The organism is Psychrobacillus sp. INOP01 (assembly GCF_018140925.1).
Classification (GTDB): Bacteria; Bacillota; Bacilli; order Bacillales_A; family Planococcaceae; genus Psychrobacillus.
In genome coordinates this window covers 1,521,992-1,535,111 of the sequence record NZ_CP073315.1, presented here as the reverse complement: position 1 = coordinate 1,535,111, position 13,120 = coordinate 1,521,992, and the positions used below count along the sequence as shown (strand labels likewise).

The 13,120-nt window shown below is 38.1% G+C and carries 12 protein-coding genes; 9 read left to right on the top strand and 3 right to left on the bottom strand.

Going from position 1 to position 13,120, the window contains the following annotated elements; genetic code table 11:
• Positions 1 to 247 precede the first annotated feature (247 nt).
• Positions 248 to 1,126 (bottom strand): LysR family transcriptional regulator, encoded by an 879-nt coding sequence (locus KD050_RS07690; RefSeq protein WP_211895601.1) that lies wholly within the window; start codon positions 1,124 to 1,126, stop codon positions 248 to 250.
• A gap of 119 nt (positions 1,127 to 1,245) precedes the next feature.
• Here KD050_RS07690 and hutG point away from each other — a divergent pair, with 119 nt between their 5' ends.
• A complete protein-coding gene (gene hutG / locus KD050_RS07685) occupies positions 1,246 to 2,229 on the top strand; it encodes a formimidoylglutamase (protein WP_211895600.1) in 984 nt (327 codons plus the stop codon).
• Positions 2,213 to 3,403 carry a sodium/glutamate symporter gene (gene gltS / locus KD050_RS07680; RefSeq protein ID WP_211895599.1) on the top strand — a complete coding sequence of 397 codons (1,191 nt, stop codon included), beginning with the start codon at positions 2,213 to 2,215 and terminating at the stop codon, positions 3,401 to 3,403. Before hutG ends, gltS begins: the two co-directional genes overlap by 17 nt.
• Positions 3,404 to 3,505: 102 nt before the next feature.
• Here gltS and KD050_RS07675 read toward each other — a convergent pair whose 3' ends face one another.
• On the bottom strand, positions 3,506 to 3,916 hold the full coding sequence (locus KD050_RS07675; protein WP_211895598.1) for a pyrimidine dimer DNA glycosylase/endonuclease V: 411 nt from the start codon (positions 3,914 to 3,916) through the stop codon (positions 3,506 to 3,508).
• 188 nt (positions 3,917 to 4,104) lie between these two features.
• Between KD050_RS07675 and KD050_RS07670 the strand changes: the two genes are divergently transcribed.
• A complete protein-coding gene (locus KD050_RS07670; protein WP_370627192.1) occupies positions 4,105 to 4,776 on the top strand; it encodes a DUF4386 domain-containing protein in 672 nt (223 codons plus the stop codon).
• Between the two features lie 8 nt (positions 4,777 to 4,784).
• Here the strand turns inward: KD050_RS07670 and KD050_RS07665 are convergent, their stop codons facing one another.
• A complete protein-coding gene (locus tag KD050_RS07665) occupies positions 4,785 to 5,369 on the bottom strand; it encodes a Crp/Fnr family transcriptional regulator (RefSeq protein ID WP_211895597.1) in 585 nt (194 codons plus the stop codon).
• 169 nt (positions 5,370 to 5,538) lie between these two features.
• Here KD050_RS07665 and KD050_RS07660 point away from each other — a divergent pair, with 169 nt between their 5' ends.
• The 6 genes from KD050_RS07660 to nagZ all read left to right on the top strand — a co-directional run bounded on the left by KD050_RS07660 (position 5,539) and on the right by nagZ (position 13,047).
• Positions 5,539 to 6,243 (top strand): DUF421 domain-containing protein, encoded by a 705-nt coding sequence (locus KD050_RS07660; RefSeq protein WP_211895596.1) that lies wholly within the window; start codon positions 5,539 to 5,541, stop codon positions 6,241 to 6,243.
• A 286-nt stretch (positions 6,244 to 6,529) separates the two neighbouring features.
• A complete protein-coding gene (locus KD050_RS07655) occupies positions 6,530 to 8,113 on the top strand; it encodes a SpoIID/LytB domain-containing protein (protein ID WP_211895595.1) in 1,584 nt (527 codons plus the stop codon).
• 557 nt (positions 8,114 to 8,670) lie between these two features.
• On the top strand, positions 8,671 to 9,642 hold the full coding sequence (locus tag KD050_RS07650; RefSeq protein WP_211895594.1) for an N-acetylglucosamine kinase: 972 nt from the start codon (positions 8,671 to 8,673) through the stop codon (positions 9,640 to 9,642).
• Positions 9,643 to 9,697: 55 nt separating this feature from the next.
• On the top strand, positions 9,698 to 10,750 hold the full coding sequence (locus KD050_RS07645; protein WP_211895593.1) for a serine hydrolase domain-containing protein: 1,053 nt from the start codon (positions 9,698 to 9,700) through the stop codon (positions 10,748 to 10,750).
• Positions 10,751 to 10,760: 10 nt separating this feature from the next.
• Positions 10,761 to 11,477, top strand: a complete 717-nt coding sequence (locus tag KD050_RS07640; RefSeq protein WP_211895592.1) for a PIG-L deacetylase family protein — start codon at positions 10,761 to 10,763, stop codon at positions 11,475 to 11,477.
• A 1-nt stretch (position 11,478) separates the two neighbouring features.
• Positions 11,479 to 13,047, top strand: a complete 1,569-nt coding sequence (gene nagZ, locus KD050_RS07635) for a beta-N-acetylhexosaminidase (protein ID WP_211895591.1) — start codon at positions 11,479 to 11,481, stop codon at positions 13,045 to 13,047.
• Positions 13,048 to 13,120: the final 73 nt, after the last annotated feature.

The following is a 13,120-nucleotide window of genomic DNA, read 5'->3' as shown; positions in this document are numbered from 1 at the left end:
AAAATATGGTACTCCCTAAGATGCAAATTAATAAGGACCAGGAATGGGTTGTTTCTAACTTAAAAATGCAATGTCAGACCGAAATAAAAAACGTGCTGCTCGCTACCATTGATAAGAAAGGAAAATTTGAAGGTTTTTTTGTAAATGAATTGAATAGAATTGTCCCCTTGTGTAAGAAACATTCGTGTTAGTTCGAACTATCATGAATATTTAAACTTTCATGTTTGTTTGCTACACAGGGACTATATTAAAAAAACAGCTTTGTTTTATTTATAAATGTATGGATGGCAGGTGATACATAGCGGTTTTTTAAATAAGTTAGATAGACAGTTCTATTCAATGAAGGCGAATCGATAGATTTTTTTACAAGTGCTTTATCTGGAAGAGCTTGTAGATAGTTTTCCGGAATTAGTGTGATGCCGATGCCTTCTCGCACTAGGCTTAATGCTGTTTCAAAACGCTCAATCTCATACTTTATGGTAGGAATTATGTCTTCCATTTCAAAAGCGTTCAACACATCATCTCTTGTCTGAAACCCCTCACTGCTAATAATGAACGGCTCTCCTACTAGGTCTTTTAATGTTACTGATGCATAATTCGTCAACGGATTGCTCTCATGAAGCACTAATACGAGTTTTTCATTATATAAAGGAATGGTTTCGATATCGTTCTCTTCTATAAATTGATTGGTTATGATGGCATGTGTCTTGTAATTTCGTAACGAATTTTTTACATCATCTCCACTTAGAACTTCGGTTAACTTTATGCGCATATTGGGAAAATCATCATTGTATTGAAGAATCACCTTTGGAATCCAATGCTTTACTGATTCAATCATTCCAAGCTGGATCTCCCCACTTCCTATATGCTTTACTTCATCCATTTCTTTTTTAACCTTGTCCATCTCTAATAAAAGCTGAACTGCTTTACTATATAAAATAGCTCCTGTTTCAGTTAATTCAATATTTCTCGTATTACGATCAAGAATTTGAAAACCTAAATCACTTTCTAAAATTTTTATGGCATTACTTAGTGATGGTTGAGATATATGTAGTTTTTGTGCGGCTTTAGAAAAGCTCCTTTGGTCGACAATTGTCACAAAATACGTAAGCTGCTTTAAATCCATAAATGTCACTCCTACTATTTATAGTTAAAAACTATATATTTATAGTAATTATATATTAGAATTTATAAATGTGTTGTTTTATAATTGATAAAAATCTAAATTCATAAATTTCAGAAAGGATGAATGGCTTGCTAAAAAACGTAATTGAGGGTATTTGGTCAGGTCGGACCGATCATCTTGAAAATAGAACAAGTTTCCGGTATCACCAAATTGTTGAGTTGGAACAAATGGAAACGCTTAAATATTTAGAAGAAACTTGTGTAATTATCGGTTTTGAAAGTGAAGAGGGAGTCCGTAGAAATAAAGGTCAGCTAGGAGCAGCAAAAGCACCTAACGCTTTACGTTCAGAATTGGCAAAGCTACCATGGAAATTATCAAATGGAAAGCACCTTGCAGATATAGGGACAATTGAGTGTATTGGCAATGACTTAGAAAAAGCCCAACAACAGCTTGGGGAAGTAGTAAGCAAAGTTTTGAATAAAAAGATGACCCCGATTATTCTTGGCGGTGGGCATGAAACCGCTTACGGACATTATCTTGGTGTTCGAGATCATATTGGTGAAAAAGCGAAGTTAGGGATTATCAATATTGATGCTCACTTTGACTTACGTCCATACGATGAACAGACTTCATCAGGGACGATGTTCAGACAAATATTGGAACAAGATGAAAACAGTAGTTATTTCGTTCTTGGTATCCAACGATACGGGAATACGCAAGAGCTATTCGACAAGGCGGATGAGCTAGATGTTACCTATATTTATGAAGAGGATATGCATTATGGACAGTTTGACCAAGTGAATGCAGCTATAGAGAAGTTTATCCAAAAACATGATTGGATCATGCTTACGCTATGTATGGATGTACTAAATGCTGCATTTGCACCAGGTGTAAGCGCTCCATCACCATTTGGTTTGGATCCCACCATTGTTCGTGCAATTATCAAGACCGTAACTTCTCATGAAAAAGTGTTGTCTTTTGATATTTCGGAAGTAAATCCAATCTTGGATGAAAATAATCGAACCGTAAAACTTGGAGCTTATTTGACAAATGAAGCAATTACATCATTTTTAGGAGGAAGAAAGAATGACACTAGCACTTGACCAAATTACAACAATCTTTCTTTCCATAGCACTTTTGGTTTTAGGTACATACCTAGTAAAGAAGATTGGATTCTTAAATAAGTTCTGTATACCAGCCCCAGTAGTAGGGGGATTACTATTTGCATTACTTGCTACAATAGCTAAATCATTTGATTTGTTTGAAATTACATTGGATACATCTTTACAAGGATTGTTCATGCTTACCTTTTTTACTACAGTTGGCTTAGGAGCAAGTTTTAAACTTGTAAAATTGGGTGGGAAGCTACTCGTCATTTACTGGCTCGCTTGTGGATTTTTAGCACTTGCACAAAACACTATCGGTGTGTCTATGGCATATTTATTTGATCTTCATCCTTTAATTGGAATGATGGCTGGAGCTGTTTCAATGGAAGGTGGACACGGTGCAGCAACTGCATTCGGACAAACTGTTGAAGATTTGGGTATTAATTCGGCACTTTCTATCGGGGTAGCAGCTGCTACGTTTGGTCTCGTTGCAGGGGGACTTATTGGAGGACCAATTGTTAAATACCTTGTTACGAAGTATGATCTGAAATCAACCGAAACGGATGAAGGTACACAGGTTGAGCTTGAAGAAAATGATAAAGCAATCAAAACGAATACATTTTTCACACAACTACTGCTAATCACTTTCTGTATGGCACTTGGAACTTATTTAGGAGGTTTGTTCTCCTCTGCAACAGGATTTGTTCTCCCTGGATATGTTGGGGCTATGTTTGTAGCAGTTATAGTGAGAAATATTGTAGATAAATTTAATCCTAAGACTGTAGATATGAATAGTATTGGCTTAGTAGGTGACATTTCCTTAGGAATCTTCTTATCTATGGCACTTATGAGCATTAAACTTTGGGAAATAGCAGATTTGGCTCTTCCATTAATCGCAATCGTCATTGTCCAAGTTATTTTTATCGTTCTTTTCGGCATCTTTGTTCTGTTCCGTCTATTAGGAAAAAATTACGATGCTGCTGTAATGGTAGCTGGTTTCACGGGCCATGGTTTAGGTGCAACACCTAATGCAATGGCGAATATGGCTGCTGTAACAGAAAGATTCGGACCATCGAAAAAAGCATATCTAGTTGTCCCAATTGTTGGAGCATTCCTTATAGATGTGTTTGCAATGCCTATTATAATTACAACAATTAACTTATTCCAATAAACGATAAATAATCCCTTGTTCATGTTGTTGAACAAGGGATTATTATCGTCCCTGTGTAAGAAACATTCGTGTTAGTTCAAACAAACGTGAATGTTTAGGCTATCATGTTTGTTTGCTACATAGGGACAAACAATATATTTTTCTTAAAGCTTCATAGCGCTCCGCATCAAAATCCTTCTGACCGCGCATAAATTTTTCTTTTAGATTAAAATAACATATCTCCAAATATTCCTCGTTATGTTGATGAACGAATGGATGCGCCACCTTCTCATAAGATTCGTCTCCGAAATAACGCTCCATTTTATCTATCGTACGTATATTAATGCTGCGTGCACGCATTTCGTACAGAACAAGCTGAGTATAGGCAAACAAATCATCTTTTGAATAGTCATAAATATAGTTAATCAAAATATGACGGTCTTCCTTTGCGAAAATACTATTTAACTCCCGCCACTGTGCCAACAGCTGTGATTTTGGCAAAATGCTAAGTAAATTTTGATGCCATAAACGCAAACAAATCATCTCCCGTTCAATCTGTTGTGGCAATGAAAACAAAAAAAATCACTTTTTTGTTCGTAAAAGTAGTCGTCTTGATTTAAGTCAATGAACCATTTTAATCTTCCTATTACAATAAAATAAAAACAATAAAAACAATAATAGGAGGTTGTTTTATTATTAGCTTACAAAAGAACGTTACAAATTTGAGGGAAGCTGCTATTACTTCCGGTATATCGCTTATCATTATGGCCATTGCTGCAGGCTTTTCTTATGGTTATATCCACGGTAGCCTTGTCGTACCTGGCGATATAAGCACGACTTATCATAATATCGTATCATCCATAATGCTTTTCAAGGCTGAAATAATAGGGTGGGTTGTTGTCTTACTCCTCGACGTAATTGTGGCCTGGTCATTCTATATCTTTCTAAAGCCGGTTAATCAGGAGTTAGCTATGCTTGCTTCATGGCTTCGTCTTACTTATGCAGCCATATTGGGAATTGCCATTTTAAATTTGGTCTTTGTATTACTGCTCTCAAATAATGCATCAATAACGGATCATGTTCAAGCAAATGTTACTTTATACTTGGAGGCATTTGAAATGATTTGGTCTATTGGCTTAATTGTTTTTGGTGTCCATCTACTAGTTGTGGGATGGATTGGTTTCCAATCAAATAGCATTCCTAAAATTATTTCTATCCTGTTAGTACTTGGTGCAATAGGCTATATTGGTATTCACCTAAGTAAAACCTTACTTATCCAACAAAATATCACTACAACACTTGAACTTATTTTTTATATTCCGATGATTGCTGGGGAGTTAGGTTTTGGATTATGGCTGCTATTCAAAGGAGGAAAAGTCACTATCAACCCATGAAATCCGCTTTAATTGTTATCTATTTTTAAACGTTTCTTTATCCTACTTAATGACTCTGGAGTAATTCCAAGATAGCTTGCCAATTGATGTTGCGGTACACGAACAACTAGTTGAGGTCGTTTCGTTAATAATGTTTTAAAACGCTCTTCAGGTGTAGAGGCGATAAAAGTAGCAAATTCGTCTTGTACTTTACCGAAATTTTCCTCTATCATCTTTCGGGTCATTATTTCCAATTGAGTATATTTGCTATACATGTCCTGTTCAATATCTAAATCCCCTACAACCAATACAGAGTCTTCTAGACATGCAAAAGTGTATTCGGATGATTTATCTAGTTTATGATTATTGAAAACGGCAATTGCCTGTTCTTCTGTATAAAAATTAGAAGTTACTTCTTTTCCATTTTCATCTATTGAATATTGTCTTATGCATCCCTTTAACACAAAATAGCATTTAGTGGGAACATCTCCTTGTCTAAGAAGGATTGTTCCCTTTTTAAATTCCTCTATTTTTATTTCTTCAGCGATGGTCTTTTGTTGTTCTTTTGTAAGAGAAGTGAATTTAGACATGTACTTAAACAATATACTTTTCATTTTGCTCTCCTTTTATCCAAACGCTTTTTATCTATAATACTACAAATAAGAATGGAGATTTATGTTCCTATTTATTAGTTAAATTTATCCCCTAAATATGACTAATAAAATGACATCCGTGCAAACTAAGTAGTAGCTTTTTAGCTTTTGTGAGAAAAGGATGTGTCATATGGATTTTTTTCAAAGCCAGGAAACACTTACTACAATTGAGTGGATTCTACGCGCTGTTGTTGCATTTTTCTTTTTAGTCATTGTAGCTAAGGTTATGGGGCAGCGTGCCATCTCCCAATTAAGACTTCTAGATTTTGTTATAGCTTTAGTTATTGGTAATATTATTGCGCACCCATTGTCTGATGAGGGGCTGGGGCTAAAAGGGTCCGTTGTTACAACAACTGTATTGGTTTCCTTATATCTTTGCGGTATTTTTCTAATTCTAAAATGGCCTTGGTTTAGAAAGTTGATAACCCCTCCACCCATTAACCTTGTGAAGGACGGAGAAATCATTTACAAAGGATTAAAAAAGGCAAGAATCTCCATTGATGTATTATTAGAAGAGCTTCGGGAGGAAAAAGTAGAAGATGTGAAGAAAGTGGCATTAGCAATTTGGGAGGCTGACGGAAAAATTTCCGTATTTCTGGACCCAAAATATAATCCAATTACACCTGCAAACTACCAGCTAGTAACAGAGCCCTTCGATTTGCCAAAGCTAATCATAAAAGATGGAAAACTTGAATCAAAGCAATTAAAGCAAATTAATAAGGACGAGGAATGGATAGTTTCTAACTTAAAAATGCAATATCAGACGGAAATAAAAAACGTTCTGCTTGCTACTATTGATAAGAAAGAAAACTTGAAGGTATTTTTATATAAGTGAATGATTTTCTATGTTTATTTACACATGGAGCATGTTCATTTTTACTGGAAACTAAATAATCTATACCATAGAAACGACTGTTCAAGTGGCAGTCGTCTTTTTGTATTTTAACAAGTATTCGAAAATAAATTGTAGTTCTTTATCCTTAAGTATTTATACCACTTGGTAAACCAAACGAATGATTAAAATAAAATATCGAGAATATTTGAAAAATTCGGAAGGAATTATCATAATTGAGTCGAATCTATATCCCTTGAAACAAAATTATAGAATGAGAGGGATGGGTTTGTTGAAAAATCTTTTTAAGTATGTTGTCGTTTTTACAATTGTACTAGCTTTATTTGTTCAGGGAACGGCTCAAAATAAAGCATCTGCTGATATGGTGGCAGAACCGACGATTCGGATTGGGGTTGTACCGGGTGTAGAGTCATTGACTATTGGAGCAGAGGGTGCATTTGATGTACTCGATAAAGCTACTGGTGTAGTTTTGTTTTCAGGTCTAGATGAAGAAGTTTTTGTTGAGCTGGGGTCCACGTCTACCGTGCAAACCAATTATCGTTTGCAAGTTTCCTATACTACGAGTGAAGCATATGTGACCGATTGGGTAACGCGCGCAGAAGCTGAAGGTTATCCAACATATGTCGAAGATTACAACAATGGCTACCGCCTGTACATTGGCGAATTTGCCGCGGATGCTTCCTTCACCGTTCGAACTGCTTTTAAAAACGAAGTAGTTTCTAAAGGTCTTGCAGCAAATGATTCTTTTTGGAAAATCATTACTATTGCTGAAGGTGAAAATGAATTAAAGGTCATTCATAATGGGGAAGAAAAGGTAACAACTAATGCGGTACAAATAATTGCGCCATCAAAAAAAGTGTCCATCAATGGGACAACTTATCGTGGACTTGCGGAAGTTGGATTCAATAGCAGTGGGACATTAGCAGGTATCAATGAATTATTAACGGAAGAGTATCTATATGGAGTAGTACCACGCGAATTGCCACCTGTACCATATGGTGAACTGGAAGCGCAAAAAGCTCAGGCAATCGCAGCACGCACATATGCACTTTCTAACCTAGGTAAACGCAGTGCAGATGGTTATGATTTGCTGCCGACAACCTCTGACCAAGTATATGGTGGATTCGAAGCAGAACATCAGGTTTCAAATGATGCTGTAGATGAAACAAGAGGAATAGTTGCAACTTATGAAGGTAAGCTTATCACTGCAGTTTTCCATTCGACAAGTGGTGGCTTTACTGCAAATAACGAAGATGTATGGACATCGGAAGCGACACCTTATCTACGTGCTACTCATGTGGCGCAAAAAGGGAATTCATTAAAATACGTTCCTGCATTGGATGTATATAAATTGGAGGAAGATGGATCTGAATCACTAAGAAAAGTGAAAAAGGGAGACTTTGAAGCGGATTGGTCAAGATATTACCGCTGGAATTTTGAATGGACTTCCGAGGAAATCAGTCAGGTTCTTAGTACGTACTACAATACAGAAGTCGGAAAAGTTCTTGAAATTAATGTAACGGAGCGTTCTAGCTCTGGTCGAGCAGCCAAAATTGAGTTTGTCACAGAAAACGGGACGTTCTATGAATATAAAGACCGCATACGCTGGGCCCTCCAGTATATCAATGCAAGTGGAAACCCTGCTGTTTTGTTAAGTACATTATTTATCATTGAACCTGTAAAAGATGATGTAACAGGTGAAGTTACTGGCTTCAAGACAAATGGTGGTGGCTGGGGACATGGTGTAGGAATGTCCCAAGTCGGAGCAGTTGGTATGGCTGAAGCAGGTTATACGTATGACGTAATCCTGAAGCATTTCTACAAAGGAATTGATTTGGAAACAAAATATTAATAAAGAAAAGGCTTCTGCAGATAGAATGTAGAAGCCTTCTTTTTTAGTCTCTGTTATATCTTTTAGTTTAGCATATAGAAATCCTTCAAATTTAAAATCTTTGTTATACCACGGAAAAATTCAAACCATAATTAGTATTTTTCCAAACTAAGCTGTCCCTTTTGTATATGAACTATTTATGCATATTTGTCGTGTTTAAAAGCAAATGATCAATCCTAATTAATGGTTAAGTACTACACGATTTATTGATTGAAGTGAAAGGCGGCAACTCCAGCGGGAACAACAGTCAAGCTGAGACCCCACAGACTTGCAATAGCAAGTTGAGGAGGCTTAGCGACTGCCCGCGGAAAGCGTCCGACTGTAACGGAAATCAACAGTATTTTATAACAAATATTTTTTTAAAAATATGCTGCTATTTCTTGGAACACTGTCATTAATCTTCGTTCAAATACTCACAACTTAAAATAAATTAACGAAAATTAAAAGAAAAGTTGAAAAAATATTTCAAAAATTTATAATGTACATATATATTAGATAAAAAAAGGTGGGAGTAGGGGATGTATGTATTAGGGATTGATGGTGGAGGAACGAAGACGATAGCCATGGTTGCAGATGAAAATGGAACCGTTTACATGAGGGCGATAACCAGAGGCAGTAATCTAAATACGATGACACCAAAAGAGTTCGAGATTGTGATGAGTGGTTTGCTGCTGCAGCTTAATGTGCAAAATACCGAAATATTCAATCAAATATCCATTTGCTTTGCTGGGATGGCGGGAGTTGGTGAAAGCGGAAGGGATGCTGAAGTTGCTGACTTGCTAAGGAAATATTTGCCGAAGGACATCCATATAATTATCAAAAATGACGCATTCAATGCTCTATATGCTGGAACATTGGGAGAGACGGGGATAGTACAAATTGCCGGAACAGGATCGATTACGTTTGGAGTAAATGATGAAACGAAAATGGTGCGGTCAGGTGGATGGGGTTATTTGTTTGATGATGAAGGCAGTGGTTTTCATTTAGGTAATGAAGCGCTTCGTGCCGTCTTTAAAGAATTTGACCAGCGTGGACCATCTACCTCATTAACGGCTGCTTTTTTGCAATACTTTGAAGTGAATTTGGTTCCGGACATCATTGGTAAAGTCTATGGATTGGAGCATCCACGTTCAATCATTGCCCCTCTTTCCCAGCTAGTGGTAGATGCTGCAATTGCCGATGATGAAATTGCAAAAAGGATTATTGCTAATGCGTGTTCGGAAATGATGTGTTCTATACAGTCGTGTCACGATCAGCTATTCGAAAAGAATCACGCCACAAATATTGTGTTGTCTGGTGGTGTATTTACAAACGCCCACTTTTTTATAGATCATTTTCATCAGTTGGCAAAGGAGAAGCTCCCTAATATTAGGTTTAAACGAGCACTCGTATCCCCTGTTGGTGGGGCAGTTATTGCTGCTCTAATATCACAACAGGTCCCGATTAATGAACGAATTGTGAAGCATTTAAACGAAGAAATCTCAAGTTAAGAGCTGGATTCGTTATGCTTTATTATAGTCATTTCTATCAAAAAGGAGTGAGAGAATGAAAGATAAAGTGCTTACATTTTTACAGCAGGAAATCGACAAACACGTTACCCCAGGAGCGGTCATCCGGATTAAACATAAGGGGAAAGTCATTTTAGAGGAAGCTATCGGGAGCAATAGTTTGGAAGATGACCGCGTAACAATGACCAATAGGCATGTATTCGATATGGCATCTATAACAAAAGTGATGGTCACACTTCCAGTCATGCTTCAGCTCCTTGAATCTGGAGACATCCACCTGAATGATAAAGTCACTAAGTTTCTACCGGGGTTCGCCAAGAATGGGAAAGAAAGCATAACATTACGGCAGTTGCTGACGCATTCATCTGGACTAATTGCACACCGTCCTTATTTTGAACGGAAACTCACGACACCAGAAGTTCTCGCTGACATTTTGCAGGAGCAACTTTCTTATGTAACTGACACGCAAGTCGTATATAGCGATCTTGGTTATATTTTGCTGATGGAGGTTATTGAAAAAGTGACTGGACAGCCACTCGAGGAATTCTCCAAGCAGCATTTATTCCACCCACTTGCCATGATGAACACAGGGTACGTGCCTAAATACAAACGTACTCAGTTTGCACCGACTGAATTTCTTGAACATCTAAAAGGTCATAAATACGGTATAGTCCATGATGATAATACGGAATTTATGGGAGGTATTAGTGGTCATGCTGGGTTGTTCTCCACGATGGAGGATGTCTCCAACTTTACAGACATGTTGGAAAACTATGGAGTGTATGAGGGCAAGCAAATATTGCATCCTGAATGGTTGAGGAAATCACGAGACAACTTCACGCCATTTTCCGATGAGAGCCGTGGTTTAGGCTGGCAACTAAAAGGACACGGAATCAGTCCAGCAGGAGACTTGTTGTCACCCACCACCTATGGCCATACAGGCTATACTGGCACAAGCTTTTATATCGATCCAAGAAGAGAATTGACAGTTACATTATTAACTAATCGTGTGTATTTTGGTCGCCATGACCCAATCATTCGATTACGACCACGTCTACATAACATTATTGTTACAAATTTAACGAATTAGGAGTGTTGGTATGCATTTAATGATTGTTGGGGCGCATTGCGGAGATGGAGAGATTCAGGCTGGTGCAATTGCCCACAAATACGCACAAGCAGGTTATAAGGTCACGTTTCTTCATTTAACGGCGGGAGAAAAAGGAGCACCAGCCCACTTGGATGTCGAGACCTACCGCAAGCAAAAAATAGAGGAAGCAAAAAAGGCAGCAACCATCTTAGGGGGCACGAGCATTACGTTAAATCACCGAGATGCAGAGCTGACTTTCAATGAAGAGCTAGTAAAAGAAGTTGCTACCATTTTCCGAAAAGAAAAACCAGATTTCGTCATAACACATTGGGTGAATAGTATGCATCCAGATCATGCACTATGTCAGAAAATTGTACAGGATGCATGGTTGAAGGCTTCCTTGCCCGGTTTTGATTTAGGGGGGCTGCCACCACATGGATTGAGACGCGTGTTCCATAGTGAAAACTGGGAGGATATGGAGGGGTATGAACCAGATATCTATGTGGATGTCACGGATTCCTTTGCTGCATACTTGGAAGCTTTGTCTTGTTATTGGTTCATCATGAACTCTAATAGTTTCAGATACTATGACTATTACAAAGCACTTGGTACAACACGTGGTTGTTTGGGTAGAACGAAATACGCCCAGACCTTACAAAATTCAAAAGGGCTACATATTCGCCGTGAAGGGCATATCCCAGGATTCCCTATTATTAAGGAGGTATAGAATGAACTTGCATAAAAAAGTGGGCCGATTAATGATAGCCGGTTTTAAGGGTATTACTATGTCGGACGAGATAAAACACTTAATTCACGAATATCATATTGGCGGTGTCATACTATTTGGGCGAAACATTGGTACTCCACAGGAAATACTAACCCTGACCAAAAGCTTGCAAAAAGAAGCGAAGACTGCAGGGTATACTTCTCCATTATTAATTTGTATTGACCAGGAAAATGGTGTGGTCCGCAGACTTGGTGAAGGTACGACCATCATCCCGGGAGCCATGCTACTCGGGGCAACTCATAAGCCAAACCATGCCCGAAATGCTGGTTTTTTGACCGGAAAAGAATTGAAGGCAATTGGTATCAACTGGAACTTGGCGCCAGTTGTTGATGTAAATAATAACCCGAAAAATCCAGTCATTGGCGTGCGTTCATTCGGTGAAAATGTGCAGGAAGTGACGGCGATGGCGAAGAACTCCATGCTCGGGATGCAGGAAGCGGGAATTATGACGACTCTAAAACATTTTCCAGGTCATGGAGATACAAGTGTGGACTCCCATTTGGATTTACCCGTGATTGGACATGATCTAAAAAGGTTGCATGAGATTGAACTGGTGCCATTCAAGGATTGTATCGCAGCTGGAGCAGATGCGATTATGAGTGCTCATGTGTATTTCCCGGCACTTGAAAAAGAGTCAAACACCCCTGCGACTTTATCTCGCTCGGTGATTACAGGACTTCTTCGGGAAGAACTAGGTTTTGAAGGTGTCATCACTACGGATTGCATGGAAATGGATGCTATTGCAAAAGGAATTGGAACTGTCAATGGATGCGTCAAAGCGGTAGAAGCGGGCGTTGACTTAGTGATGGTATCCCATATCCATTCCTTGCAGGAAGAATCCATCTTAAAATTGGTGGAGGCAGTCCAAAATAATAAGATAGCAGAGAAACAAATCGACCAATCAATTAATCGAATTGAACGAATGATTTCCAACTATACGTCCTGGGAAGAGATTGAGAAAATACAAGAAGTCGCAAGTTTCGTAGGTTCACAGTTACATCAAGACCAAATGAAGACCATTTATAAGGATGGAATAACATTGGTTAGTAAAGAAGGTAAATCGATTCAAGTGGATGATCGGGTTCTATTAATTTACCCGACAAACATTTACGCAACTCTGGTCGAGGATAAACGCTATGCAACACTTGAAATGGCTGAAAAACTAAAGAAAGTTCACTCACAAGTGGATGAAATTGAATTGGATCCAACCGGTTATGAAGAAGCGCTGGAAAATGCTATAGACAAAGTGAATAACTACGACCATATCGTGGTTCTTACACTTAATGCTGTACAGCATGAAAACCAGCAGAAGCTCGTCCATCGATTAATCGCTTCCGGGAAGCCGGTGGATGTGGTAGCGATTCGTTCGCCTTACGATGCCTCCTATTTTCCACAGGCGAACCGTATGATTTGTGCATTTGAGTTCACGCAAACGGTATTTGAAGTAGTGGCAGAGTATCTAGTGGGAAGAACAGAAATTAATGGGAAATTACCTGTAACATTATTCTAAATGATATTTTTTTTTAGAATATTAGAAAAGTATTGATATTTAATTTCGAAACAACTAAACTATGTGTAAGCGC